Consider the following 24,827-nt stretch of genomic DNA (forward strand, 5'->3'; position numbering starts at 1 on the left):
GGGAAGTCCCATGCGCTTGTCTCGCCGAACAATGGGTGGTCTGCTCGCGGTCGCGGGTGCGGCCGCCGCGTTCCTCCCAGCCGCACCGGCCGCCGCGTCCGCACCTTCGCAGGTTTCAGCGGCTGCCGGCTGCACCACGATGAGTACGTTCAAGCCGACGCGGTCCGGAAGCACCGTCTACGGGAAGGTGCAGACCGGAAGCTGCACGGGCAGCACTTCCTTCACGGCTCGGATGTGGCGCGACAACACCCAACACGATCAGTACTCGTTCAGCGGCGCGTTGACGATCAGTCTGTCGGCACCCTGCGCTTCCGGCAGCCACTCGTACACGATTCAGCTGATCAACAACAGCACCGGCCGGCTCTACTCGACCCAGGCGTGGTTCACCTGTTGATACCCGCCGTCGCCTGGTGATACGGGGAGGGTCGAACCATGCAGCCGGGTCAGCAAGCAGGCCGCGGGTTCGACCAACGCCCGCACGGCTCATGGCGTGGCGTGCCGCGCGGTCAGGCCGTTGCCTGGCCGCGCAGCGGCCCAGCACCCGCATCGGTCCGACCGGCCGTGGTCGCTCGGCGCGAGTCCCAGCATCGGGCACCGCAACCTGCCCAGGCCACCGACCGTCCGGGAGCACTGTGGCGCCGGCGTAGTTGTGCGCGGCACCCAGTGCGGTGCCGGCCTGCCAGCGCGATGCGGCCGGATCGAACAGCACGCAGTACGTGTCGCCGCTGTTCTCGGCGAAGACCGCGCGTCCGTCCGGAAGGACGCCGGCGCCGCGACCGTGCAGGGTCAGCCGCCCGGCCGTCGGTGGCAGCGTGCGGAACCGCTGTGCGGCTGGGTCGAACAGGAACGCCGCGTTGCTCTTGAGGTGCGCCGCCGGCGTGAGGTCGTCGAGGATTGCCTTCACCGCCGCGACGGGCATGTCGGGGGTCAGCCCGTACGGCAGCTCACCGGCGAACGCCGCGTAGTCCGCGTAGCCGTGCGCGTGAAAGAACAGCTGTGAGAAGACCAGATCGTCCGGTGTCACGTCGAGGGAGTCTGCGTCACGGACCTGGTGCGGCGGGGTGAACACGAAGTCCAGCCGTGGGCGCGTGCCGCCGCGTTCTGCGAACGGTCCGGTGTGCATGGCGGCGTGTCGACGCCCAGCTCCCCGAGCATCTGCGTCACTCGCCCGTCGAGCATCGACAGACCGAGCATGCCGACCAGTTGTGGACCCGAGTGCGCGATCACAGGAGACTCCCGAGTCAGGCCGGGGCGAGGCGGCGGGCCAGCCGCATCGACAGGTCGCCGTAGTCCTCCCACGCAAGCCCGGCTGGTCGCGTGCGGCGGCCGGCCCATCGGCCCCCGACCGGCGGCAGGGGCGGCCCGGTCGTAACCTCGTCGGGGTGAGCGCATCGAACGAGGCGACCCTCGGTGTCGTGCTGGACGCCACGGCGGCGCCGGCCGAGGTCACCGTGGACGGCGAGCGGCTGTCGGTCATCGGCCACGTATGGGAGCCGAGCACCGAGCTGGTCGGGCTCGACGGCGCGGGCGCGGTGTGGTCGTACTCCCCCGGCCGCGGCGGCCGGGTGCTGATGAACTCCTCCGTCGACGCGCTGCGCCGCTTCCTGGACCTGTTCGGCGAGTTCTTCCGGGCCGCCGACGACCCGCCGCCGGCGACGTACACCGCCGAGGAGATGGCCGAGAAGCTCGCCGCGTTCCGGCGTGGCGAGATCAAGCCCGCCGTGCGCGGGCCGGACGACCGTGGTGCCCGCGTCGAGCGGCTCAAGAAGGCGTTGAGCGCGGTCGACCGGCCCGCCGTCGAGGCCGGGTGGTGGTCACTCGTCCTGGAGCAGGTCGACGACGGGATCCTGTGACCAGGCCCCGCGGCCCGTGCGCGCGTCGTCCCGTGGACGGCCGACCGAAACATCCGGATCTGTCGGCTTTGTCAAACTTTTGCAGATCGCCGTGAGTCTGGAAGGATGCGCGGCGGCAGCGGCTGCAGCTGTCGTCAAGAGGGAGAGTCTCAGGGATATGGCAGGCAACGAGGGGGCCGCCCCACGGGTCGTGGTCATCGGAGCGGGGCCGGCGGGTCTGACGGCCGCCTACATGCTTGCGACCCGCCACGGCGTCGCGGCGACGGTGCTCGAGGCGGACTCGGTGGTCGGCGGGATCAGCCGCACGGTGGAACGCGACGGCTGGCGCTTCGACATCGGCGGTCATCGGTTCTTCAGCAAGGTCAAGGAAGTCGACGATCTCTGGCACGAGATCCTGCCCGACGAGGACTTCCTGCTCCGGCCGCGGATGTCCCGGATCTTCTACAACGGCAAGTACTACGACTACCCGCTCAAGGCGACCAACGCCCTGGGCAACCTGGGCCTGATCGAGACCACCCGCTGCCTGGCCTCGTACGCCATGGCCCGGATCAGACCACCGAAGAACCAGGACACCCTCGAGGGCTGGATCGTCGCACGCTTCGGCTGGCGGCTCTACCGGCACTTCTTCAAGACCTACAACGAGAAGCTCTGGGGCGTTGCGGTCAGCGCGCTGCCGGCGGACTTCGCCGCGCAGCGCATCAAGAGCCTCTCGCTGTCCAGCGCGATCACCAACGCGCTGCTGCCGAAGCGCAACCAGAAGGAGATCACCTCCCTCATCGAGGAGTTCCAGTACCCGAAGTACGGGCCCGGGATGATGTGGGAGCGTTGCCAGGAGCTGATCGAGAAGCATCAGGGCGAGGTGCTGCTGGACACGAAGGTCGTGGCGATCCGGCACGACAACGGCCGGGCCGTGGCCGTCGTCGCCGAGAACGCCGCCGGCGAGCGGGTCGAGTACCCGTGCGATCACGTCGTCTCGTCGATGCCGATGTCGCAGCTGATCGGCATCATGAAGCCCGCGATCACCGAGCCGGTGGCCGACGCCGCCGCCGACCTGCGCTACCGCGACTTCCTGACCGTGGCCCTGGTCGTGCCGCAGGAGGCCGGCTTCCCGGACAACTGGATCTACATCCACGCGCCGGACGTGAAGGTGGGGCGCATCCAGAACTTCGGTTCGTGGTCGCCGTACCTGGTCAAGGAGGGGCGCACCTGCCTCGGCCTGGAGTTCTTCGTGTTCGAGGGCGACGAGACCTGGAACATGGCCGACGAGGACCTGGTCGAGCTGGGCAAGAAGGAGCTCGGCATCCTCGGCCTGGTCGACCCGGCGAAGATCGAGGCCGGCTACGTGGTGCGGATGCCCAAGGCGTATCCGTTCTACGACGAGCGGTACAAGGCCAACGTCGCGGAGATCAACGCCTGGCTCGGCACCCACGCGCCGAACGTGCACCCCGTCGGCCGCAACGGCATGCACCGGTACAACAACCAGGACCACTCCATGGTGACGGCGATGCTCACCGCCGAGAACATCGCCACCGGCTCGACGCACGACGTGTGGAGCGTCAACGTCGAGGAGGAGTATCACGAGACCGGTGTGAGCACTGCGCCGCGCGCCCCGGGCTCACACGGCACCGGGCGCGACGCCCCGGTCATCCCGCGGCAGTCCTACGGCGCCGACCACCCGGTCAACAGCAGGTAGCGCGGGACCGTCATCACGACGCCGGGCCCGATCGAGGCGATGACCTCGGCCGGGCCCGCGGCGGTCCACCGTCATGCCACGGGGCTCGACCAGTCGATGCGGTGGTTGAACTGCCAGGCCATCTTCTCCGGCTTGGACAGCTTGAACACCACCGGCAGCAGCATGTCGCGCACGACGCGGCCGACGGCGCCGGGCGCCTTGCTGGCGTTGGTCTTGTTGGCCTCCGCGATGACCTTCTCGACCCGGTCCCGGCGCAGCCGCTCGTAGGTCGCGAACGCCTCCCTGTGCGGCAGGTCCCGCAGGCACCGGGCCAGCTCCACGGCGCTCTCCGCGGCCAGAGAGGCACCCTGGCCGGAGCTCGACGACGCGGCGTGGGCGCTGTCGCCGATCAGGACCATGCGACCGCGGCTCCAGACCGGCACGGCCGGCATGTTCTCCGACGGCCCCGTGATGATCAGGTCGGCGGGGTCGGTACGGTCGAGCAACTCGACGGCGGGGCACCGGTCGCCGGTGAAGGCGTCGCGCAGGACCTCCCGCCAGGCGCCGGCCGGCACGGCTCGCGCCTCGGCCATGGTCATGGGCTCCTGCCGGGGCAGGTTGGCGAACCACACGGCGGTCCCGTCGTCGAAGACCACGTGGCCGAAGAAGGCGCGTTTGCCGAACGTCATGAGCATCCGCCCGCCGGTGGGCGCCAGTCCGCTGCCGGTCACCCGCGCGCCGAAGCTGACCAGGCCGGTGTAGCGCGGCCCCGGGGCCTGCGGGTCGATCAGCGAGCGCACCGTCGAGCGGATGCCGTCCGCGCCGATCAGGACATCGGCGCCCGCCTTCGTGCCGTCGGCGAAGACGGCGGTCACCGCGTCGCCGGTCTCCTCGGCGCCGACGAGCCGCTTGCCGTGCTCGATGCGGATGCCGCGGCGGGCGGCCTCGTCGTACAGCGCACGGTAGAGGTCGGACCGCCAGACGAACTGGTTCGCCGGCAGGCCGGGCAGGGTGCCGAACTCGCCGAGCGTCCGCCCCTTCCAGGTGCGCAGCTCGATCCCCGCGATCGGGGTGCCGATGCCCCGCACGACGTCCCCGGCGCCGATCGCGTCGAGCGCGAACTGCCCGTTGGACGCGACGGTCAGGCCACCGCCGGCGCCGTCGGCCGCGCCGTCATACGCCTCGAACACCGTGGCCTCGATGCCGGCCTTCTGCAGCGCCATCGCCGCGACCGGGCCCGCGATGCCGCCGCCGATCACCAGTGCCGTCCGTGCCTGCGCCATCGTCATCACCCTTCCCGGCGTGCGGACGCGCGGCGGGCCCACCAGCCCATGGCCGCGAACCAGGCGAGCACCTCGGTGAACAGCACCCGCTGCGTGAGACCGGCCACGCCCTGCCCGGCGGCGGTCGTGTCCTCGTTGAAGGTCAGCGAGAACACGATCATGAGGACGAACGTCAGCGCGCCGGCGACCAGAAGCAGGTTGCCGAACCGCCGCCAGCCCGCGACGCCGCGCAGGAACAGACCGGTCAGGGGGAAGCTGAGCACCGGGAGCATGTAGACGAGCGCGGCGCCGGCCAGGTGGAGCACCGGTGCGTCGAGGTCGAACAGGCCGACGACCACGAGGCCGGCGGGCGTCAGCGCGAGCAGGACGGCGCTCGTCCATCGGGCCACCGGGCGGCCGGTCGCGCCGATGCCCCGCAGGACGCCGATCACGCCGGCGAGGAGCAGGAGCCCGCTGAGGACGAAGGCGGTGTTCATGAACGGGGCCGTCTCGCCCATGCCCAGGCCGCTGATGGGCTGGCTGATGTGCGAGTAGGGATCGATGCGGGTGCCGCCCACCGTGTAGCCGGTGCTGATGAAGCCCAGGACGAGCCAGGCCAGGGTGAACAGCGCGGGGCCGGCGATGGCGCCGAGCGCGAGCACGCTGGGCGCGCTCAGTGCGCTGGGGGCGTCGGAGGGGGTTGCGACGGGACGTGCCGTCGCGCCGGGTTGGGTGCTGTGGATCGTCATGGACCGACAGTGTCATAGAAACTAGTGTTCTGGCAACTAGACGCTTTTGCACTAGTGTACGTTTGCATGGTGACCACCGATTTCCGCCGCTCTCCGCTGGCGTTGACGATCCTCGGGCTGCTCGAGGACGGGCCGCTGCACCCGTACCGCATGCAGCAGCTGATCAAGCAGTGGGGCAAGGATCAGGTGGTCAACGTCGGCCAGCGGGCCACGCTGTACAAGACCATCAACAGGCTCGCCGAGGCCGGCCTGATCGAGGTCCACGAGACCACCCGCGATCACCTGTACCCGGAACGCACGACCTACCAGCTGACCGGCGCCGGGCGGGCCGCCTCCCGGCAGTGGCTCGCGGAGATCCTGTCCACGCCGCGCAACGAGTTCCCCGAGTTCCCCGCGGCGCTGTCGTTCCTGCCGATGATCTCCCCGCGGACCACCCGCGACCTGCTGACCACCCGACGGAAGCTGCTGGTCCAGCGACTCGCCGACCGGGACGCGCTGATCGGCGCGGCGGGCTTCGAGCTGCCCCGGGTCACGATGCTGGAGACCGAGCACCTGCACGCGGTCACCGAGGCGGAGATCCGTTGGATCGACACCATCCTCGCCGGGCTCGACGACGGCTCCATCACCTGGGACGAGCGGGAGCCGCTGGAGGTGCCGGACCGCCTGGAGAGCCGCTGAACGCCACCGCGGGTCCTCGCCGTACGCGAGCACGCCGGCTTCCGGTTACGGCGGCGGACCCGCGCCTACGAGCCCGCCCTGCCCTGACCGGCGATGATCGCCGAGATCGCGACCGGAGTGACCTTCGACCTCCCGGTTGCCGGACGCCTCCCCTGGATCGAGGAATCGGGCACGCCGACCTGGGACCAGCCGCGGTTCCGCTGGTACACCGGCGGCAGCGCGTTCGTCCAAGGTCCGAAGCTGCAGGAGCAATACGGAACGTTCGTCGCCGAGCTCAGACAGGGCGGATTTGCGCCCGCAGCGCCTGGCTGGTCCGCCGACCGGATCGCGGCGCACGTCGCCCACAACACCGAGCTGCTGGCCGAGGTCACCGCCGCGCTGGTCGGCATGCCAGGAGCCGCTGCCGACCTACGGTACGACAACACCGTCACCTTCGACCCAGCCGTCCTGAACCGCTACGCCGACCTGGGCATCGAAACCCTCGCCGACCGGATCGCGTCAGCGGCCACGCATCTGCGGGCCGCCGCCGACGGCCTCGACCGAAGCAGCCCGCGCATACAGCTCCGCCTGGTCGAGGACGCCGACGTCCTCATCGACGGACCCGAGCACCTCGCCGGCGTCCTCAACGCGCTGTGGGCGCGGCAACTTCCGTTGAGAATCCGGCAGCTTCGCGCACGACGTGACAGTCGCCAGCCCTAACGAAGCGCTGACGCAACCCCTCGCATCCGACAAGAGCCGCAGCGACCACCACACTGACGCATGGCCCTCAGTCTGCAGCCGCGAGCGGACACCTGAGCCCAGGCGCAACGACGCTTGTAGCCTGAATGCGCCTTATCAAGCTGCGCGCTCATGCCGCCGTTGGTGCGCGCCGCCGCCATGAGGCCGGCCGTGGCTCATCACAGGCCGTCGGCGGATCTCCAGCCCCGACTTTCGTCTGGGCCGATGAGCAGGCCGGCTCTGAAGCGTGGCCGGCCCGCGGTGGTGTAAACAGGTCCTGGGTATGACGGATCTGAACTGCTGGACGCCATCGCGTCGACGGACTGACCGGTCACTTCCGCTCAAGGAGCTGCAGGTCGGGCGCGTCGGTTCGGCGGTGATCGTCACGCTGCGTACGCCGTCCCGGCGCCGCAGCGCCGCTGCGCTCTCGTGGCTGATGAGCGTGTGTTCCCCGGATCGTTACGGCAACCACCGCCGTCGCGGTCGGCGAGTGCTGGGGCTCGAGAGCAGCGCCGCGCTTCAGACGCCGACCCAGCAGTACAGGTGTGCGCTGCAGTCTCGGGCCTCTCGGGCCAGCCAGGCGAACTGGCCAAGCAGGTCCGCCAAGGCGTCGACGCCTTCTTGGTCGACGAGCCCATGAAGCTGCGCCCACGATGCCGCAACCGCGATCAGTTTCTCGGCCGTCGCCCCGGCGAGTGCATCGCGCAGCTCGTCGTCGAGGGACAGGACCACATTGTGGTTGTCACGCAGACCCGCAACGATGCGCGGAGCATGCCCCTGTTCGGGGGCCGTGCCGACGCTGGCACCGGTCAGCAACGCCTCGACGCTGACGAGGTCGTGCGGGTCGAGCCCCTTCAGTTCCAGGAGCAACAGCTCGCCGTCTAGCCCGTCCTCGATCATCGCCGCGGCCTCGTCATCGGAGAAGGCGACGAAGTAGTCGTACAGCACGCTCACTGATCGATCCTGTCAGACCCACCTGAGGGCACCGCCATCGACCAGAAGTCGATGCCGTCCAGCGCCGCAGGGTGTTTCGCGGCGGCCACGTCCGTCGAATCGGGTCAGCTGACCTGGCCGCGGTCGGACGTCGGTACGCCGACGCCGAGCCACTCACGCTATTGCAGCCGCGGCAGACGCGCTGCACCACGCACGCCCACCGTCGCGCGGCGTACAGGACGACGGCCGGGCGGCGCGTGGAACACGTTCGTGACGCGGTGCGAGGAGGCCGGCGGCGTGTTCGCCGCCGCCGGCCTCGAGGTGCTCGACGACGCACCCTGGTGGACCAGTCCGTCCAGCGTGACGTCCTGGTCGCCCGCAGGGCAGGGCCCGTACAGCGTGAAACAGGCGCTACCGGTTGAACTGGAACCAGTTGAGGTTGACGAAGTCGGCGCCCGCCGTGCCGGTGAAGGTGAGGTACACCGTGTGCACGCCGGTGGCGGAGCCGGACAGGTTGGTGGTGGTGCTGGTCCAGGCCTGCCAGCCACCCGTGGAGGTGACCGGGACGCTGGCGATGATCGGGCCGGTGGTGGAGTCCAGGCGGTACTGGATGGTGCCGCTGGACGCGCCGGAGGCCAGTCGTGTGGTCACCGACGCCGCGGTCGGGGTGCCGAAGTCGACGCCTGCGTAGCCGAGCCAGTCGCCGGGCGTGACGTAGCCGACGTTCTGGCCGCCGCCGGTGTCGGTGGTGGTCTCGGTCTGGGTGCCGGACTGGCTGCTGTAGCTCTCCGTCTGCCGCACGCTGTACGCGTTGGGCAGTCCCCCGCCGGCGTTGAACTGCAGCCAGTTGAGGTTGATGAAGTCGGTGCCCGCGGTGCCGGTGAAGGTGAGGTACAGCCGGTGCACGCCGGTGGCCGCGCCGGTCAGGTTGGTGGTGGTGCTGGTCCAGGCCTGCCAGCCGCCGGTGGAGGTGACCGGGACGCTGGCGATGATCGGGCCGGTGGTCGAGTCCAGGCGGTACTGGATGGTGCCGCTGGACGCGCCGGAGGCCAGCCGGGTCGTGACCGAGGCCGGCGACGCCGCGCCGAAGTCGAGGTCGTAGGCGAGCGTGTCGCCGGGCGTGATGTAGCCGACGTTCTGGCCGCCGCCGGTGTCGGTGGTGGTCTCGGTCTGTGTCCCGGTCTGGGCGTTGTAGCTCTCGGCCTGGATCTGGGTGTACGCGCTGCGCGTCGTCTGAGACGCGCCCCACGGGATCTGCGGCGAGCTGTAGAAGTTGATCCCCTGCACCGTCCACCGTGGACCCTGCGCGCCGAGCCGCACCTTGAACGTGTCCCAGTTGCGGGCCGACTGCGGCGACCACGCCAGCTCGGCGAGCGCCGGCAGCCGCGGGAACGCCATGAACTCGATGTCGGCCAGGGTGGTGATCGTCTCGGTCCACAGTGGAGCCTCGACGCCGAGGATCGCGCTGGCCGGCACGCCGGAGAGGTAGGCGCCCGGGTCCCAGTTGTAGGCGGTCTGCACCTCGATCAGGCCGGCCCACGACTGGCCGATCGGGGTCGAGTTGGTGTACTTCATGTCGAGGTACGCCTTGTTCGCCGGCGACAGCAGGATCTTGTCGCCCTTGCTCACCGCCGCGCTCAGGTCCGCGTCCGATGTGGACGTGCCCCAGTACTGCGCGACCCGGTTCGTCGTGTGGGTGGCCTGCCCGATCTGGTGCCAGCCGATGACGGTCTTGCCGGCCGCGCCGACGAAGGGCTGCACGCGGTTCATGAACGTGGTGTAGTCCGCCGCCGGCGTGCTCGACGCCTCGTCGCCGCCGATGTGCAGATACGGCCCGGGGGTGATCGCGGCGAGCTCGTTGAGCACCTGCTGCACGAAGGTGTACGTGACCTCCTTGCTGACGCACAGCGAGCTGAAGCCGACGCTCGTGCCGGTGTACAGCGGCGGGGCCGTGTTGTTGCAGTTGAGCTGCGCGTAGGAGGCGAGCGCGGCGTTGGTGTGGCCGGGCATGTCGATCTCGGGCACGACGGTGATCTGCCGCGACGCCGCGTAGGAGACCAGGTCGGAGTACTGCGCCTTGGTGTAGTAGCCGCCCGCGCCGCCGCCCACCTGCGTGCTGCCGCCCACGGTCGCCAGTTGCGGCCAGGCGTCGATCACGATGCGCCAGCCCTGGTCGTCGGAGAGGTGCAGATGCAGGGTATTGATCTTGTACTGCGCGATCTCGTCGATGTACCGCTTCACCACGTCGGGGGCGAAGAAGTGCCGCGACACGTCGAGCATCGCGCCGCGGTACGCGTACCGCGGGTAGTCGATGATCCGGCCGCCGGTGACCGTCCACGGTCCGCTCTGGACGGTCCGCGCCTCGACCGTCGCCGGCAGCAGCTGCCGCAGCGTCTGCACGCCGTGGAACAGCCCGGCCGCGGTCTGCGCGCGGAGCGTGACGGCGGCGGCGGTCACGTCGAGCTGGTAGCCCTCGGCGCCCACGCTCGGGTCGGCGCCGGACAGCAGCAGTGCGATGCCGCTCGTCGGCGTGCCGGTCGTGGTGGAGACCGGCAGCGCGTAGCCGGTCGACGGGCGCAGGATGCCGGCGAGGTAGTTGCCGGCGTCGGTGGCGCCGACCGCGGTCTGGATCGCGGCGTTCGACGGCAGCGTGTAGGTCACGCCGGCCGCGGGCTGCGCCGACACCGGTGCGGGTACGACGTCGGAGAGGCTCACCGCCGCGCTGGCCGGGGAGGCCGCCAGCAGCCAGGCGGCGCCGGTGGCGGCGGTCGCGACGGCCACAACCGAGGCGAGCAGCAGGTGGCGCGGGGAACGGTGCACGGCATCCTCCAGCGAAACTGTTAAGTTTCCTGCTAGTTTGACGGCACGCTATGTCCCGCGCGGGAAAGTGTCAAGGGAGTCGCCTCCCTCCGGACGCGTCGATGCCAACGCGCCAAGGGGGGAGCCGCAGGACGTGGCGCTATGGTCGAAGGGTGTCCGCCCTGACGCAGGTCCTGATCTACGTGCTCGCCGTGGTGATCGTCGCCGTGGTCGCGGTCAGGGTCCGGCGGATGTCGCAGGCGCAGGGCTACCGGTTCGGGCGCGACGTCATCGTGCGGTGCCGCGATGGGCACCTGTTCATGACCACGTGGATCCCGATGGTGTCGTTCAAGGCGATCCGCCTCGGCCTGGTGCGCGTGCAGCGCTGCCCGGTGGGCGATCACGTGACCGCCGTGCGCCTGATGCGCGACGGGGACCTCACGCCCGCCGAGCGCCGGGAGGCCGGCCGTCACCACGACAACGGCGTCCCGTAGCCGCCCCTCCCCCGGCACGACGGCCTGCGCGGCGACGAGGACCAGAGCCTGCTCGACGTGCTTGACCTGCCGCCGGGGCGCAGTGCGGTGCGGGCGGGCCACGGCAGGCCCTGGGCCGGGCGCCTCTGAAGGGCCGGGACCAGTCCGTCAGTAGTGGTCATGACGTTGCCCGGTGCACCGGATATCGATCGACGGATGGCGCTCGCGCACGAGTGGGACGATCTCGTGGATCGGGTCCGCCGCCTCGATGGCTTCGAGGACTTCCTGCGGCCACCGCCGCTGCGCACCCTGCTGCCGGCCGCCGACGACGGACCTGTCGCGATCATCAATGTCAGCCGGTGGCGGTGCGACGCCCTGATCGTGCGGCCGACCGGTGTGGACGTGGTGGCGCTGCCGGACGTGACCTTCGACGAGGTCACCAACCAGGTGCAGGCGTACCTGCGCGCCGTCGGCTGGTTCGCCGGCGCACGCCGCGACCTCAAGGTGCCCGGATCCGGCGAGGCCGACCCGGAGCGCCGGTTGGCGGAGGTACTGCAGTGGTGCTGGACCGGCATCGCCGAGCCGGTCCTCACGCACCTGGGACTGACCGCGCCGCCGGGTCCCGGGCAGGCGTGGCCGCGGCTGTGGTGGTGCCCGACGGGGCCGCTGACGTTGCTGCCGCTGCATGCCGCCGGCGGCCACGGCGACGCGGTCATCGATCGGGTCGCCTCGTCGTACACGCCGACGGTGCGGGCGCTGCTGGAAGCACGGCATCCCCGGCCCGGCGCCGGCGCGCGCGACGCGATGCTCGTGGTCGCGATGCCCGACACCGAGGGCCAGCAGTCACTGCCCAACGTGCGCCGCGAGGTGGACCTGCTGGCCCGGCTGCACCCGGATGTCACGGTCCTCGAAGGTCCCGCGGCCACGGTCGAGGCCGTCCGCGACGCGCTCCACACCCACCGGTGGGTCCATTTCAGCTGCCACGGTCAGCAGGACCTCACCGACCCTTCGCGCGGCGGGCTGCTGTTGTCCGACGGCCTGCTGACCGTCGAGGCCGTCAGCTCCGGGCAGCACCGCGGTGACTTCGCGTTCCTGTCCGCGTGCAAGACCGCGACCGGCGGCACCACGCTGCCGGACGAGGCGTTCACGCTGGCCGCCGCGCTGCACTACACCGGCTACCGGCACGTGATCGCCACCCTCTGGTCCGTCTGGGACGACAGCGCCGCCGACGTCGCAGAGGCCGTGTACGGCCAGATCACCGACGGCGCGACGCTGCGCCCCGAACGCGCCGCGCTCGCGCTGCACGAGGCCGTGCGGGCACTCCGGGCGCAGCACCTGGACCGTCCGAGCGTCTGGACGCCGTTCACGCACACCGGGCCGTGAACCGTGACCACCGCGATCGGCCAGCTCTACTCACTGCGCGGCACTGCGCGCCTGGCGCGGTTCCGCGTGCTGCACCACCGGCCCAGTCTTGACCTGGCGATCAGCCACCTCGGCCGGTCGGCCGCGCGTCTGCCGGCCACGCACGAGGACCGGCCGCTGGTGCTCGCCGCACTCAGCAACGGCCTGTACTGGCGCTACGAGCTGACGTCCGACGTCGAGGACCTCGGCGAGGCGCTCGAACGGCTCCGCGAGGCGATCGCCTCGCCCGGCACGCCGGCACGCGAGCGGGCGACCTACGGCGCTGATCTCGCGGGGATGCTGCGGGCCCGGTTCGTGCGGTACGGCGACGTCGCCGACCTCGGCGAGGCGGTCGACGCCGCCACGGACGCCATCCGCAACGGCGATGCGGCTGCCTCGGCGATCACCAACCGTGCGTCGGCGCTGCTCACCCGGTACGAGCAGACCGCGGACCTCGACGATCTCCTCGGCGCCCTGCGTGACGCACGGACGCCGGTGCAGGGCCCCGCGCAGAAGGCGCTGCACCGCGGGACACGGCTCGGTGTGCTCGTCGAGGCGCTCAGCAGCCGCTACCTGTACACCGGCGATCCCCACGACCTGAGCGCCGCCGTCGCGGCGGATCGGGAGGCCCTGGCCACGCTGTCCCGCATCGACCCCAACCGCGCGCACTACGCGGCCCTGCTCAGCGCCGCGCTGCGCCTCAGCGACGACGCCGCCCTGCACGCCGAGGCCGTGGACGTGGCCGCGGACGCGCTGCGGGACAGCGCACCCGGCAGCGTCGACCACACCAACCGGCTGAGCACCCTATCGATGGCGCTGCTCGTGCTGCACCTGAGCACCGGCGAACTGGACCCGCTGCGGCGGGCCCGGGAACTGAGCACGGAGGCGCTGGCCGCCGGCATCGACTCCCAGCGTCCGCAGCTGCTGCAGCGCGAAAGCCTCCTGGCCCGCTGCTGGTTCGACGCCACGTCCGAGGCCGCCGCACTCCAGCACAGCCAGGAGTCGATCCGGGCGTGGCTCGCCGCGACCACGGCCGAGCATCCGATGCGTGCCGCGTTGACCTGGGAGTACGCCGAACTGCTGCGGCGACTCCCGCACGACGCGGCGCACCGGGTCGAGGTGCGGGAGCTGCTGTCCGCCGCGGTGCGCCGGCCCGGTCCCGCGCTGTCGCTGCACAGGGTCCTGCGGGCCGCCACCCGGCTCGGTGAGCTCGCCGCGGACGCCGGCGACGCCCGGCAGGCGCTGCTCGGGTACCGGCGAGCCGTCGAGCTCCTGCCCACGGCGGCCTGGCCGGGGCTGCGCCGCGCGGTCCGGGAGGCGCGCCTCGCCGAAGCCCCACCGGCGACCGACGCGGCGGCCCAGGCGGTCCTGGCCGGCGAGCCACGACTCGCGGTCGAGCTGCTGGAGTCGGGACGGTCGGTCATGTGGTCGCAGCAGCTGCACCTGCGCACCGGCCTCGACGAGCTGCGCGAGGCCGCACCCGGGCTCGCCAAGCGCATGGACGACATCCGGGGCTGGTTCGAGCGCCCGGCCACGGACGCGTCATGGGAGTCGTGAACCGGCTCGCCGGCTCGGGCGCGTCGGTGCTGGCCCACTTTCTCGGGTACCACCGCGATCCGCACCGGCAGGCCCGGGCGGGCTGGCGCTGGGCGCGGGCCGCGGCGAACGGTCCGGGTGTGGTCCGGCTGAGCCACGGCATCGACCTCATGACCCGCGCCGTGGACGCGATCGATCCCGGCCATCCGAAGGTGGCGAAGTACCACTCCAGGCTGTGCTGGGCGTTGCGGATCCGGTACGAACGCTCCGGGGACCGCGGTGACCTGGACCGGGCGGTGCTGTTCGGGCGCCGCTCGGTCGACGCCGCGCCCGGGGATCGCGAGCTGTTCCGGCGCCGGACGCGTCTGGTCGGCGCCCTCATCGCCCGGTTCCTGGTGACCGGCGCGGCATCGGACCTGGACACGGCAATCGCTGAAGCCAGAAGCGCCCTGGACGGGGTACCGCCGAGCCATCCGCACCGTGCCGGGCTCATGTCCAATCTCGGCTACGCGCTGCTGGCACGGTTCGACGGCACGGGGAATCCGGCCGATCTGGACGCGGCGATCGCGATGGCCCGCCTGGCGGTCGGCCTCGGGCGGCGACGTCACACCGACCCGGCCGTGGCCCGGGCCAACCTGAGCATCATGCTGGAATCCCGCTTCCAACACACCGCCGCGGTGGCCGACCTGGATGAGGCGATCGCGCTCGGCCGGCACAACGTCGCTGCCGACCGGTCGCGCCTCGCCGTACACCAGAACAACCTCAGCAACGTCCTGCTGACGAAATTCGAGCACACCAATGACCCCGGCCTGCTCGACGAGGCGATCTCGCTCGCCCGAGCGGCGGTCGACGCGACCCCGCAAGGCCGCCCGCCGCCGGCGGACATCGCCTCGACCCTGGCCGCCGCGCTGACCGACCGCAGCCGGCACCGGGGCGCGTTCACCGACGTCGAGGCAGGCATCGCCACGGCCAGGCTGGCGGTCGCCGCCACCCCCGCCGGCGACGTCCGCCGGGCGGGCCGGCTGTCCAACCTGGGTGTCGCGCTGCGATCGCGGTATCACCGGATCGGCGCCGCAGCCGATCTCGACGAGGCGGTCGCCGTCGGCCGTCAAGCCGTCGCCGCCGCGCCGGCGAACCAGGCGGTCTCCGCCGCCCTGCACGGCAACCTCGCCGGCGCGCTGCTCAACCGGTTCTGGCGGCACGACACGCTCGGGGACCTGGACGAGGCGATCACCGTCATGGACCAGGTCGCCGCCGCGGCGCGCACCGACCGGACGGACCATCTGACCAGCCTGAGCGTCGCGCTGCTGGCCAGGTACCACCGGACCGCGGACGCCGTCGACCTCGACCGGGCGGTCACCGTCGCCCGGCAGGCGGCCGGCCTGGCGGAGGCCGGCGAGCCGCGGGCGATGGGCCGTACCCGGGCGCTGCATCAGCTCAGCAAGGCCCTGCTGGAGCAGTACCGGCGATCGGCGGCGGCCGACCTGGACGAGGTGCTGTCGGTCGCGCGAGCGGCGGTCGCCGGCGTACCCGCCGATCAGGCCATGGGGGCGGACTGCCGGTCAACCCTCGGACGTGTGCTCGCCACCCGGTTCGACCGCGACCACGACATCGCCGACCTGGACGAGGCCATCGACTCCTGGGCGTCGGCGAGCGCCACCGTCACCGCGTCCACGCGGACGCGACTGGAAGCCATGAGCCGCTGGGGCGACGCCACCGGGGTCAGGCACGACCTGGCCGCCGCCCTGCCCATGTACGCCGACGTCATCGGGCTGCTGCCCGTGCTGGCCTGGCGCGGCATCGCAGCCGCCGACCGGCGGTACCTGCTGCAGACCACGACGGTGACGGCCGCCTCGGACGCGGCGGCGGCCGCACTCGCCGCCGGCTGTCCGAGCCGGTCACTGACCCTGCTCGAGCAGGGTCGCGGCGTGCTGTGGTCGCAGCTGCTGGAGCTCCGCACCGACCTCGACCGGCTCCAGCGGGCGCACCCCGACCTGGCCGGCGCGCTCGCCGCCTGCCGCGCCGGCCTGGACGGGCCCGACGACCCGGCGCCGCCCGTGAGGTGGGGAAGGAATCGCGTGCGCTGATTTTGAACCCGGGCCGGGGCCGAGCGCATCAGCGGGTGCCGTCCCGACGTCGGGGCCGGTCGGCGATCCGGTGGCCGGCGACCGGACGGTGCCGGTCGTCTGGCATGGCTGCTGAGCGGCGCCGGTAGCGGCCGTTCGGGAACCCGCGGACGATGGCAGAGCGGGCTATCCGGCGAACCGGCCGGCAGCAACGTACACGCAGACAACGAGAATCACGGCGGTGATGGCGATGTTCTTCGGCTCGCGCAGCTTGATGTGGGTCACCATCGCGCCGACCATGACGATCGCCAGCCCGGCCGCGGCGTAGGCGGTCAGGATCGGCGCGATGCCCGTCACGCGGGGCAGGATCAGGCCGAGGACGCCCAGCAGCTCGCTGGCGGCGATCAGCCGGATCGCCCAGGTCGGGAAGAACTGCACCCCGGTCTGACCCCTGGCGACCAGGTCGTCCTTGGGCAGCAGCGACTTCATGACGCCCGAGGTGGTGAACACTACCGCGAGCAGGATCTGCGCACACCACAATGCGATGTTCATGGCACTCCAATCGTTGTCGTACGGTCAGCGCCGGCCGGCGTCCCGCGACGCCGCGCTGTAGCCGGTGGCGCGGCCGATGATGCGGTCCATCCACGGGTCGGGAAGGACGCGGCGCAGCGTCAGCAGGCGTCGCGCGCCTGCGCCGGCCGGGTAGCGCACGCGCGGGCGGCGGCTGGTCAGCGCGTGCGTGACGGCACGGGCCACCACCTCCGGCGCCGAGCCGTCGGCCGCCTCGCGGCTGATCGTGGCGGCCAGCGCGGTCAGCTGCCGCCCGTAGGCGTCCCGGCCTTCCCGCGGCAGCCGCTGCAACTCGGTGTCCGTGTCGCGTTCGAGCTTGCCCCGCATGGCGGTGGCGACGAACCCGGGCTCGACGACGCAGACGTGGACACCCGCTGGTCCCATTTCGAGGCGCAGGCTGTCGCTGAGCCCTTCCAGGCCGTGTTTGGCGGCCGCGTAGCAGCCCATCAGTGGTGCGCCGACCCTGCCACCGACCGAGCTCACGTTGACGATCCGCCCGCGGGCACGGCGCAACAGCGGCAGGAACGCCTGGATGACCGCAAGATGCCCGGTGAGGTTGACTTCGAGCTGGCGCCGGAACACGTCGAGCGGGAGGTACTCGACCGGGCAGGGCACGGTGGTGCCGGCGTTGTTGACGAGTCCGGTCAGCCCGGCCCCGCCGACCCGCTCGGCGACGAGGTCCCGGGCGGCGCGGATGCACGCCTCGTCGGTCACGTCGAGCAGGACCGGCGTGAGCCGGTCGGATCCGGCGGCGCGCAGGGCGTCACCGTCCTCCCGCCGGCGGACACCGGCGAAGACCTGCATGCCCATCGCGTCCAGGGTCAGGGCACACGCCCGCCCGATTCCGGTCGAGGTACCGGTGATCACCACGGCTGGCATAGTCCGCTCCTCTCGCTGCAGGTGCTCCTCCCTACGACGAGACGCACCGAGCGCATGTGACACCGGCGTGCTTTGCTTCGGACATGGCAGACCTCGCGATCCGTCATGAACGCCTGCGGCCCCTGGTGTTCGCCGTCGCGTACCGGATGCTGGGCAGCGTCGCCGACGCCGAGGACATCACCCAGGAAGTGCTGCTGCGCCTGCTGCGTCACACCGCGCCGGTCGACTCGCCCGACGCCTACGCCGTGACCGTCACCACCCGCCTCGCCATCGATCATCTCCGCTCGGCCCGGGTCCGGCGCGAGCTGTACGTGGGCACCTGGCTTCCCGAGCCGATGGTGAGCTCGGACGAGTCCGCGAACCCGGCGGCGATCGCCGAGCAGGACGAGACGCTGTCACTCGCGTTCCTCGCGACGCTGGAGCGCCTCTCCCCCGTCGAGCGCGCCGTGTTCCTGCTCCGCGAGGTCTTCGACTACGACTACGACACCATCGCCGGCGTGGTGGCCAGGAACCCTGCGAACTGCCGGCAGATCCTCGCCCGGGCACGGGCACACGTGCGCGAGAACCGTCCCCGGTTCGAGGTGTCGCCGGCACGCCGCGACGAGCTGGCGCGGAGGTTCTTCTCCGCCTGCCACGGCGGCGACCTGGCGGCCCTGGAGTCGCTGCTCGCCGACGACGTCACGTTCTACGCCGACGGCAACGGCAGGCCGCCCGCGGTCGTGGCACCGGTCGTCGGCTGTACACCGGTGGCCCGGTTCCTGCTCGGCTTGTTCCGCCACGCCGACCGGACCGGCCTGGAGGTCCAGCCGCGGGCCGTGAACGGTCAACCCGGTGCCCGTGTCCTGGACGGTCGAGGCCGGCTGCGGGCGGTGTTCGCCCTGCACATCGCCGACGGCGCCATCCGTGCCGTCCACACCGTCGTCAACCCGGACAAGCTGCGCCACCTCCACGGAAGGTGACCGTCCGTATGACGTAGGCCGCCAGGCCCACCGTGCCGACAATGGCGCAGACGGCAACGCGTCCTGCGGTCAGACGTCGCCGGCCGTGCAGGCAGCGATCTCCCGACGCAGCCGCACGACGTCCTCATCGCGGTCACATACCAGCAGCACCTTGAACGCGACACCCTCGCCGCCGGGTCTGCCGATCGGGTTCGCCCAATGACGAACCGCCCGGGACAGGACACCGAACAGTGTGCACCGGTCGCCGGCACTGCTCGACAGCATCTCCGGCGCGTTCTCCACCACGAGCAGATAACCGTCGGCGGGCAACCACTGCAGATCGCTCAGGCAGTCGGACAACGCGGCCCAGTTCCACCCGAAGTAGCCCGGGAACAGCAGCGCGTCGGAGAACTCGTAGAACATGTGCTCGACGTCCGCCATGCGCACGCCGTCGAGCCGTGCGACGACAAACCTGCCCGCCGCGGGCAGTACCGCCGCCACCTCCACCACTGTGCTGCGGGAGCAGACCGCAAGCGGCTCGCTGTGGCTGGCCCACCAATTGCTCGTCATCCGGTCCTCCACAGGGGCTTGCGCGCGGCGGGAGTCTGCAGATCGGAACCGGTGTCACCCGCTTGTCCGTGCCGTGGGCCGGTGGCGGGCCGGTGGCGTGCCGCGACGAGCGCCGGCACCAGAGCGGCGCCGCCGAGCAGTGCGCCGATCAGCGCTGTGCTGTGCACGCCGTGGCTCGGCAGCGCGAGGCCGCCGATGAAGGCGCCACCGGCGATGCCGACGTTGACAGCGGAGGAGACCGTGGCAGCCGCGAGGTCGGAGCGGCCGGGCGCCACCTGGAGCACGAGGCCGCCGAGCGCTGCGGTGAACGCGGCGAATGCCAGCCCGGCCAGGGCGATCAGGCCGACGGCCACGGCCGGTCGTTGGCCGGCCGCATACAGCCCGAACAGCGCCACGGACTGCAGTGCGACGGTCACGATCAGGGCGAGCCACGGGTCTCGGTCCACCGCTGCTGCGACGGCGAGGATACCGAGCACGCTGGCGACGCCGCGCGCCAGCAGGATGGCTCCGACGGATGCGGCGGCGAACCCGCTGACCTCGGTGACGAAGAGGGCGACATAGGTGTAGGCGGCGATGGCGCCGGCAGTCGACAGGACAGCCACCGCGACCAGCAGCCAGAAGCGGCGGGCGTCGGGTGTCGCGCCGCGGGCGGCATGTCCCTGATCCGGCCGCGTCGAGGGCAGCAGCGAGGCGGTCGCGGCGAGTGCGATCGCGCCGAGCCCCGCCACTGCCAGGAACGACGCTCGCCAGCCGGCGCGCTCGCCGAGCCACGTGCCCGCCGGCACTCCCAGGACCAGCGCGATGTTGCCGCCGGCGAAGACGATCGCGACCACACGCCCGCGGAGTCCGGGTCGGAACAGCTCGGCCGCGACCTGCACCACTACCGCCCAGAACACCGCATGCGTGGTGGCGGTCGCCATCCTGGCGGCGATCACCAGTGCGAACGTGCTCGCGAATGCGGTGATCGCGGTGCTGACGACGAAGCCGGCCAGGAGTGCCGCGAGCAACCATCGGCGAGGGACGCTGCGGACCAGCGCCGTCAATGGAACCGAGGCGACCATCACCACTGCGCCGTATGCGGTGACGAGCATGCCGACGCGCGACGGTGACACGGCCAGGTCGGCGGCCATCGGAAGGAGCAGCCCGACCGGCAGCGCCTCGGCGGTGGTGTAGAGGAATGTCCCGCCGGTCAATCCGATCAGCGCTCCCACCGCCCGCCCACGGCCCATCCGGCCCTCCACTGTTTCCGTCTAAATACGTTACGAAGGAAACAGTAGTGTCGCCCACGATCATGGTCAACTGGTAAAGTGGGTTTTGATGGAAACAGTCGAGGACGTCACGCGGATGCGCCTGGTGGGCGGCAACCTCGCCCTGGACTTCATCAACACCCGCACCGGTCCCGCCGCCGGCCCTCCGGACGACGACCTGCTCACGGGTTACCCCGCGCTGATCGCATGGGGCGTGCATGCGGGCGCCCTCACCCGGGCGGAGGCGGCGAGGTTGCGCCGGCTGTCCCGCGACGATCCGGGCCGTGCCGACACCACGTTCGCGCGAGCGCTGTCCACTCGCGATGACCTGGACGAGGTCTTTCGGTCCCTCGCCGCGGGCGGATCGCCGACCGCCCCCGCGCTGGCCCGGCTGCGAGACCACGAAGCGGATGCGCTCGCCCACGCACGACTGCAGCCCGGGAACCCGTTCGCGTGGACCTGGCGGGAAGACCACACACTCGCCCGGCCCCTCCGGCCGGTGGTGCACGCGGCGGTCCAGCTGCTCACCACGGCCGCACTGGACCGGATCAAAGGATGCGAAGGCTGCAGCTTCATCTTCAACGACGAAAGCAAGAACCGCAGTCGCCGTTGGTGCAGCATGGACGACTGCGGAACCACCGAGAAGATCCGGCGCTACGTCGCCGCACGCCGCACGCGCGCAAGGCAGTAACCCCTCCCACAACGGAGCGCGGATCAGGCGAGGCTCGCCCGAAACCCCTTGCCGAGCCGCCGATCGGCGATCTCCTGCTGCACTCCCCATGCGCCGTCGCGGAACTCCGACCACCGCCGTTACCGCAGGTTCTCCAGAAGGCGTCGTAGCCCGTCACCCTTGCGCACGACGGTCAGCCGGCCGTGGCTGGCATTCAGCACCCGTTCCCGGCCGTCGGACCATTTCTCCTCCCACACGTGGTCGGGGAGCAGCAGGTCCTGATCGGTCGCAGGCCGCACCTCATTGTATGAAGGGATGCGGTCCTGTTGCAGAGTGTACCGAGCGAATTCGATCACCCCGTCCTCCCGCAGCCGCAAGGAGTCGCCTTCCTTCACCTTCAGGAATGGCTCCTTGGTGTACTCACCAGACGTGAACCGTTCGCACAGGTGCCGGAAGCGTCCTTGCCGCGGATCGGGCGCGGCCGAAAGGACGGACCGCCACCACGAAGTACGCTGCGCCGGGAAGATCCTGCTGGCGGTTGAGACCGCGAGGGCTCGCAGCGCGGGTCCGTCCAGCCTGGAGTGTTCATATGTCACCTGCGTCTCCCGGTCAGCCGTTGATGCTGCGCCACTTGCGCATGGCGTCGTCCTCGGACTCACGGCCGGTGTACCAGGACACAGTGATTCGGCCGCACATGATGCACCGTTCACCTTGTGACGGTTGCTGCTGCCGGCGGCATTTCCCGCAGAAATAGACTTCGCTCATCGTGATGCTCCTTCGGACGGCTACCACCACGCGCACAGACTGCTGCTTCAGTGCTACGCAACGCCACCGTCGGGCGGGCAGCCGCGCCGCCGGATCATGCAGAAAAGAAAAGCCGGTCGGCCTGCAGGAAGTCCCGGACAGATAGCCTGATCCGATCTGCCAGAGATTCTCCGGCGGCTGCACTGCTACCAGAACGGCGAACTGTCCCGCCCGCACCTACCGACTGGACAACGGTCGGCAGGTCCTGAACGACACTCATCGTCGGCGCCCGGATCCGCCGCCGTTCGTTGCACCGACGATACTGCGCGGCGTGGTTGACCGACCGGCCGCAGTGCCGCTACTTCGGTGTCACGGCCCCCGGTCCGCGGTGAGCTCCACCAAGCTGCCGAGCGGCGGCGATGCTCGCGATGACCTCTGCCGGAGGCTGCACCATGCGCACACGGCCGCCCGCTCATCGTGGCCGTACTCCACGATTCGCCGTTCGTGATTGTCGAATTTCGCCGGGTGCCATTCGTCATCAGGGTGGGGCCCGTCCGGGTCCGTACCGGAAGCGGGTGACCTGCATGACCGTCAACGAGCAGCACATAGTCGATCAGCCACTCGTAGGGGCGACGCCGGGGCGGTGGGCCGTGACCGCCGTGTTCTTCCTCAACGGGCTCACGCTGTCGACATACATCGTGCGGGCGCCCTCGTTCAAGGACGCCTACCGTCTCACCGACGGACAGTTCGGGCTCACCGGCCTGCTGTTCGCGTTGGCCGCGCTGGCCTGCATGCAGTTCGTGGGGGCGCTGACGGCCCGGGTGGGTGTCCGGGTGGTGCTGCGCGTGGCCCTCGCGGTCATGCCGCTGCTGCTGGCCGGCATCGCCGTCGCGCCCGGCCCGTGGTGGTTCACCGCGTTGGCACCCGTGCTCGGCGCGGTCCACGGCACCACCGATGCGGCGATGAACACCAGCGCGGTCGCCGTCGAGGGCCGGGCCGGGCGCCCGGTGCTCAACGGCTGCCACGCGGCGTGGAGCATCAGTGCGGTTGCCGCCTCGCTGTCCACCGCCGCCCTGGCCCACACCGACGTTTCGCTCGCCGCTCACCTCGTCACCGCCGGCGCCCTGCTGCTGGCCGCCGGCCTCGTGCTCGGCCCCGGCTGCCGGACACCGGCCGCGTCGACGGCGAGTCCGGCGACGCGGCCGGGCAGGGCGGCGCAGCGCGTGCGGCGGGCCTGCGGGGCGGCTGGAGCGGCGCCCTGCTCGTGCTCGGCCTCACTGCCACCGCGCTCATGGTCTGCGAGGGTGCGGCGCTCGGCTGGGGCGGCATCTTCCTGCACGAGGAGCGGCACGCCACCCTCAGCATGGCCGCGGCCGCGATCACCGCCTACACCGGCGGGCAAACGCTGGGCCGGCTGGCCGGCGACCGGCTCACCAGCCGCTGGGGCGGCGACACGCTGTTCCGCCTGGCCGCCACGATCGCGGCAGGCGGCCTCGCCGCCGCCGTGCTGACGCCGCACCCCGCCGCGGCGGTGGCCGGCTTCGCCCTTGCCGGGCTGGGCTCCTCGGTGCTGATTCCGCTGACCTTCAGCGCGGTCGGCCGGCTGCCGGGCACCCCCACGGCCACCCTGGTGTCGCGGCTGACCACGTTCACGTACACCGGGATCCTGCTCGGTCCGGCCCTCATCGGCTGGGCCGCCGATCAGGTCGGCCTCGCCGTCACCATGGCCGCGCTGATACCACTGCCGCTCATCGTCGCCCTGCTCCCCCGCGCGCCGGCCGCCGGGTCAGCCGCCGGTTGACGACCGTCCCGACACCCGACACCCGGTACCACGACGCGGGCCGCGGGCGCCGCACCCCTAGGTCTGTCCGGCCAGGCGGGCAGGGGTGTGCTCGACGCCGCCGCACCAGACGCGGCTGATCGAGCGAACGGCGCGGATGTCGTGCAGCGGGTCGCCGTCGACGAGGATCAGGTCGGCTCGGCGGCCCGGCGCGATCACACCCCGGTCGGTGAGGCCGAAGCATGCGGCGGGCAGCACGGTCGCGGCGCGCAGCGCGTCGACGTTGCTGAGGCCGGCGTCGACGAGCAGTTCCAGCTCGTGGTGCAGGCTGTCGCCGAAGCTGTAGTTCCCCGCGGACTCGGCATCGGTGTTGGTGTCGGTGCCGGCCAGGATCGGTACACCGGCGCTGTACGCGGCGGCGACGCTCGCCCGCGCGCTGTCGTAACTCGCACCGGGCATCGCCCACTGCGCCAGCATCTGCGGGGACGTCGACGGCGCCGTCAACGCCTCCATCATGACCAGCGTGGGGATCAGCGTCCGGCCCGCAGCCGCCATCCGGTCCGCCGCGGTGCGGTCCAGTGGCCGGTCCAGCGGCGTGTGGGTGAGCGCGTCGACCCCGGCCGCCTGCGCCACCTCCGCAGCCTCGTACGACAGGGCGTGCGCCACGACGAGCCGCTCGAGCCTGTGCGCGGTGGCGACGAGCGCGTCGATGGTGGCCCGGTCGGGGCTGGGCCCGGGCAGATCGATCAGAATCTTCAGGTAGTTGGAGCCCTCAGCGAATCGTTCGGTCACGAACCGCTCCGCTTCGCCGGCGGTACGGACCAGGCCGCGCTCGCCGATCTCCGGGATGTGCGAGTGGACGCTGCCCGGGGCGAGCGCGGCCGTGCCGGCGCTGCGGATGTCGGTGAGCCCCCGGATGCCGCGCATCGAGTCGATGAACTCCGGCGGGGCGTTGGCCATGTCCAGGGCAGTGGTCACCCCGAAGCGCACCAGCCGTTCGAGCGCGGACCGCCCGCCGAGGTGCAGGTGGGCGTCGGTCAGCCCGGGCAGGAGCACCGCCCCCGCGCCGTCGACCGCCATCGCACCCGAGGCGTCGGATCCGATACGGTCGTGGTCGAGCACCACCGTGCCGGGCCGGAGAAGTTGCCTGCCGTCGAACACACGGACGTTGCGCAGTGCAGTCTTCATAGGCCCGCAACTGCCCATTTCCGCGCCGATGAACACCCGCCGGGCCGAACGAAGGTGGCCGCCCCGGCGACGGCGCCTTCGGGCAGATCGCCGCGGCGCGCT

The 24,827-nt window shown here is 71.5% G+C and carries 23 protein-coding genes and 1 pseudogene; 12 read left to right on the forward strand and 12 right to left on the reverse strand.

What is annotated here, in order from left to right; genetic code table 11:
- Nucleotides 1-115 precede the first annotated feature (115 nt).
- The gene (locus OHA72_RS48825; protein ID WP_327002923.1) at nucleotides 116-1,123 is read right to left on the reverse strand and encodes a Kelch repeat-containing protein; all 1,008 of its coding nucleotides are present in this window, start codon (nucleotides 1,121-1,123) and stop codon (nucleotides 116-118) included.
- Between the two features lie 259 nt (nucleotides 1,124-1,382).
- Here OHA72_RS48825 and OHA72_RS48830 point away from each other — a divergent pair, with 259 nt between their 5' ends.
- Both OHA72_RS48830 and OHA72_RS48835 read left to right on the forward strand, forming a co-directional pair.
- Complete coding sequence (locus OHA72_RS48830; RefSeq protein ID WP_327002924.1) at nucleotides 1,383-1,853, forward strand: SUKH-4 family immunity protein; 471 nt, start codon at nucleotides 1,383-1,385, stop codon at nucleotides 1,851-1,853.
- Between the two features lie 157 nt (nucleotides 1,854-2,010).
- On the forward strand, nucleotides 2,011-3,546 hold the full coding sequence (locus OHA72_RS48835) for an NAD(P)/FAD-dependent oxidoreductase (protein WP_327002925.1): 1,536 nt from the start codon (nucleotides 2,011-2,013) through the stop codon (nucleotides 3,544-3,546).
- Nucleotides 3,547-3,617: 71 nt separating this feature from the next.
- On the opposite strand, the gene OHA72_RS48840 is transcribed toward OHA72_RS48835, so the two are convergent.
- Together OHA72_RS48840 and OHA72_RS48845 are read right to left on the reverse strand one after the other, a co-directional pair.
- Nucleotides 3,618-4,808 carry an FAD-dependent oxidoreductase gene (locus tag OHA72_RS48840; RefSeq protein WP_327002926.1) on the reverse strand — a complete coding sequence of 397 codons (1,191 nt, stop codon included), beginning with the start codon at nucleotides 4,806-4,808 and terminating at the stop codon, nucleotides 3,618-3,620.
- A gap of 5 nt (nucleotides 4,809-4,813) precedes the next feature.
- Nucleotides 4,814-5,536 (reverse strand): DUF998 domain-containing protein, encoded by a 723-nt coding sequence (locus OHA72_RS48845; protein ID WP_327002927.1) that lies wholly within the window; start codon nucleotides 5,534-5,536, stop codon nucleotides 4,814-4,816.
- A gap of 66 nt (nucleotides 5,537-5,602) precedes the next feature.
- Between OHA72_RS48845 and OHA72_RS48850 the strand changes: the two genes are divergently transcribed.
- Nucleotides 5,603-6,214 carry a PadR family transcriptional regulator gene (locus OHA72_RS48850; RefSeq protein WP_327002928.1) on the forward strand — a complete coding sequence of 204 codons (612 nt, stop codon included), beginning with the start codon at nucleotides 5,603-5,605 and terminating at the stop codon, nucleotides 6,212-6,214.
- Nucleotides 6,215-6,307: 93 nt separating this feature from the next.
- Nucleotides 6,308-6,913 (forward strand): maleylpyruvate isomerase N-terminal domain-containing protein, encoded by a 606-nt coding sequence (locus tag OHA72_RS48855; RefSeq protein WP_327002929.1) that lies wholly within the window; start codon nucleotides 6,308-6,310, stop codon nucleotides 6,911-6,913.
- A 537-nt stretch (nucleotides 6,914-7,450) separates the two neighbouring features.
- On the opposite strand, the gene OHA72_RS48860 is transcribed toward OHA72_RS48855, so the two are convergent.
- Entirely contained in the window at nucleotides 7,451-7,885 is a 435-nt protein-coding gene (locus OHA72_RS48860) for a hypothetical protein (protein WP_327002930.1), read from the reverse strand.
- A gap of 390 nt (nucleotides 7,886-8,275) precedes the next feature.
- A complete protein-coding gene (locus tag OHA72_RS48865; protein WP_327002931.1) occupies nucleotides 8,276-10,684 on the reverse strand; it encodes a family 20 glycosylhydrolase in 2,409 nt (802 codons plus the stop codon).
- Nucleotides 10,685-10,836: 152 nt separating this feature from the next.
- Here OHA72_RS48865 and OHA72_RS48870 point away from each other — a divergent pair, with 152 nt between their 5' ends.
- The 4 genes from OHA72_RS48870 to OHA72_RS48885 all read left to right on the forward strand — a co-directional run bounded on the left by OHA72_RS48870 (nucleotide 10,837) and on the right by OHA72_RS48885 (nucleotide 16,160).
- Nucleotides 10,837-11,157, forward strand: a complete 321-nt coding sequence (locus OHA72_RS48870) for a hypothetical protein (RefSeq protein WP_327002932.1) — start codon at nucleotides 10,837-10,839, stop codon at nucleotides 11,155-11,157.
- A gap of 195 nt (nucleotides 11,158-11,352) precedes the next feature.
- The gene (locus OHA72_RS48875; RefSeq protein ID WP_327002933.1) at nucleotides 11,353-12,519 is read left to right on the forward strand and encodes a CHAT domain-containing protein; all 1,167 of its coding nucleotides are present in this window, start codon (nucleotides 11,353-11,355) and stop codon (nucleotides 12,517-12,519) included.
- A gap of 3 nt (nucleotides 12,520-12,522) precedes the next feature.
- Nucleotides 12,523-14,094, forward strand: coding sequence for a hypothetical protein (locus tag OHA72_RS48880; RefSeq protein WP_327002934.1), 1,572 nt, complete (start codon nucleotides 12,523-12,525; stop codon nucleotides 14,092-14,094).
- Nucleotides 14,082-16,160, forward strand: a complete 2,079-nt coding sequence (locus tag OHA72_RS48885) for a tetratricopeptide repeat protein (protein WP_327002935.1) — start codon at nucleotides 14,082-14,084, stop codon at nucleotides 16,158-16,160. The genes OHA72_RS48880 and OHA72_RS48885 overlap by 13 nt, the downstream gene beginning before the upstream one ends.
- Before the next feature lie 165 nt (nucleotides 16,161-16,325).
- On the opposite strand, the gene OHA72_RS48890 is transcribed toward OHA72_RS48885, so the two are convergent.
- Together OHA72_RS48890 and OHA72_RS48895 are read right to left on the reverse strand one after the other, a co-directional pair.
- Nucleotides 16,326-16,691, reverse strand: coding sequence for a DoxX family protein (locus tag OHA72_RS48890; protein ID WP_327002936.1), 366 nt, complete (start codon nucleotides 16,689-16,691; stop codon nucleotides 16,326-16,328).
- Nucleotides 16,692-16,715: 24 nt separating this feature from the next.
- Nucleotides 16,716-17,588, reverse strand: a complete 873-nt coding sequence (locus tag OHA72_RS48895) for an SDR family NAD(P)-dependent oxidoreductase (RefSeq protein ID WP_327002937.1) — start codon at nucleotides 17,586-17,588, stop codon at nucleotides 16,716-16,718.
- 83 nt (nucleotides 17,589-17,671) lie between these two features.
- Here OHA72_RS48895 and OHA72_RS48900 point away from each other — a divergent pair, with 83 nt between their 5' ends.
- Nucleotides 17,672-18,547, forward strand: a complete 876-nt coding sequence (locus OHA72_RS48900) for an RNA polymerase sigma-70 factor (protein ID WP_327002938.1) — start codon at nucleotides 17,672-17,674, stop codon at nucleotides 18,545-18,547.
- Between the two features lie 69 nt (nucleotides 18,548-18,616).
- On the opposite strand, the gene OHA72_RS48905 is transcribed toward OHA72_RS48900, so the two are convergent.
- Complete coding sequence (locus OHA72_RS48905) at nucleotides 18,617-19,096, reverse strand: barstar family protein (RefSeq protein WP_327002939.1); 480 nt, start codon at nucleotides 19,094-19,096, stop codon at nucleotides 18,617-18,619.
- On the reverse strand, nucleotides 19,093-20,325 hold the full coding sequence (locus tag OHA72_RS48910; protein WP_327002940.1) for an MFS transporter: 1,233 nt from the start codon (nucleotides 20,323-20,325) through the stop codon (nucleotides 19,093-19,095). Before OHA72_RS48910 ends, OHA72_RS48905 begins: the two co-directional genes overlap by 4 nt.
- A gap of 88 nt (nucleotides 20,326-20,413) precedes the next feature.
- Here OHA72_RS48910 and OHA72_RS48915 point away from each other — a divergent pair, with 88 nt between their 5' ends.
- Entirely contained in the window at nucleotides 20,414-21,034 is a 621-nt protein-coding gene (locus OHA72_RS48915) for a CGNR zinc finger domain-containing protein (protein ID WP_327002941.1), read from the forward strand.
- Between the two features lie 119 nt (nucleotides 21,035-21,153).
- Here OHA72_RS48915 and OHA72_RS48920 read toward each other — a convergent pair whose 3' ends face one another.
- Both OHA72_RS48920 and OHA72_RS48925 read right to left on the reverse strand, forming a co-directional pair.
- Nucleotides 21,154-21,609, reverse strand: coding sequence for a hypothetical protein (locus tag OHA72_RS48920; RefSeq protein WP_327002942.1), 456 nt, complete (start codon nucleotides 21,607-21,609; stop codon nucleotides 21,154-21,156).
- Between the two features lie 13 nt (nucleotides 21,610-21,622).
- Complete coding sequence (locus OHA72_RS48925; protein ID WP_327002943.1) at nucleotides 21,623-21,994, reverse strand: hypothetical protein; 372 nt, start codon at nucleotides 21,992-21,994, stop codon at nucleotides 21,623-21,625.
- A 347-nt stretch (nucleotides 21,995-22,341) separates the two neighbouring features.
- On the opposite strand from OHA72_RS48925, the pseudogene OHA72_RS65235 reads away from it, so the two are divergent.
- Together OHA72_RS65235 and OHA72_RS48935 are read left to right on the forward strand one after the other, a co-directional pair.
- Nucleotides 22,342-22,899 (forward strand): annotated as a pseudogene (locus tag OHA72_RS65235) (hypothetical protein); the annotation flags it as partial.
- Nucleotides 22,900-23,021: 122 nt separating this feature from the next.
- Entirely contained in the window at nucleotides 23,022-23,558 is a 537-nt protein-coding gene (locus tag OHA72_RS48935; RefSeq protein WP_327002945.1) for an MFS transporter, read from the forward strand.
- 57 nt (nucleotides 23,559-23,615) lie between these two features.
- Here the strand turns inward: OHA72_RS48935 and OHA72_RS48940 are convergent, their stop codons facing one another.
- Nucleotides 23,616-24,725, reverse strand: a complete 1,110-nt coding sequence (locus tag OHA72_RS48940) for an amidohydrolase family protein (protein ID WP_327002946.1) — start codon at nucleotides 24,723-24,725, stop codon at nucleotides 23,616-23,618.
- Nucleotides 24,726-24,827 lie beyond the last annotated feature (102 nt).

This window comes from Dactylosporangium sp. NBC_01737, assembly GCF_035963215.1.
In the GTDB taxonomy this organism is placed as follows: domain Bacteria; phylum Actinomycetota; class Actinomycetes; order Mycobacteriales; family Micromonosporaceae; genus Dactylosporangium.

Bases quoted from the DNA above. Each gene is read 5' to 3' on its own strand.
- OHA72_RS48825 (WP_327002923.1), bottom strand. From the start codon at position 1,123: ATGCACACCGGACCGTTCGCAGAACGCGGCGGCACGCGCCCACGGCTG.
- OHA72_RS48835 (WP_327002925.1), top strand. From the start codon at position 2,011: ATGGCAGGCAACGAGGGGGCCGCCCCACGGGTCGTGGTCATCGGAGCG.
- OHA72_RS48840 (WP_327002926.1), bottom strand. From the start codon at position 4,808: ATGGCGCAGGCACGGACGGCACTGGTGATCGGCGGCGGCATCGCGGGC.
- OHA72_RS48845 (WP_327002927.1), bottom strand. From the start codon at position 5,536: ATGACGATCCACAGCACCCAACCCGGCGCGACGGCACGTCCCGTCGCA.
- OHA72_RS48850 (WP_327002928.1), top strand. From the start codon at position 5,603: ATGGTGACCACCGATTTCCGCCGCTCTCCGCTGGCGTTGACGATCCTC.
- OHA72_RS48855 (WP_327002929.1), top strand. From the start codon at position 6,308: ATGATCGCCGAGATCGCGACCGGAGTGACCTTCGACCTCCCGGTTGCC.
- OHA72_RS48875 (WP_327002933.1), top strand. From the start codon at position 11,353: ATGGCGCTCGCGCACGAGTGGGACGATCTCGTGGATCGGGTCCGCCGC.
- OHA72_RS48885 (WP_327002935.1), top strand. From the start codon at position 14,082: ATGGGAGTCGTGAACCGGCTCGCCGGCTCGGGCGCGTCGGTGCTGGCC.
- OHA72_RS48890 (WP_327002936.1), bottom strand. From the start codon at position 16,691: ATGAACATCGCATTGTGGTGTGCGCAGATCCTGCTCGCGGTAGTGTTC.
- OHA72_RS48895 (WP_327002937.1), bottom strand. From the start codon at position 17,588: ATGCCAGCCGTGGTGATCACCGGTACCTCGACCGGAATCGGGCGGGCG.
- OHA72_RS48900 (WP_327002938.1), top strand. From the start codon at position 17,672: ATGGCAGACCTCGCGATCCGTCATGAACGCCTGCGGCCCCTGGTGTTC.
- OHA72_RS48905 (WP_327002939.1), bottom strand. From the start codon at position 19,096: ATGACGAGCAATTGGTGGGCCAGCCACAGCGAGCCGCTTGCGGTCTGC.
- OHA72_RS48910 (WP_327002940.1), bottom strand. From the start codon at position 20,325: ATGGGCCGTGGGCGGGCGGTGGGAGCGCTGATCGGATTGACCGGCGGG.
- OHA72_RS48915 (WP_327002941.1), top strand. From the start codon at position 20,414: ATGGAAACAGTCGAGGACGTCACGCGGATGCGCCTGGTGGGCGGCAAC.
- OHA72_RS48940 (WP_327002946.1), bottom strand. From the start codon at position 24,725: ATGAAGACTGCACTGCGCAACGTCCGTGTGTTCGACGGCAGGCAACTT.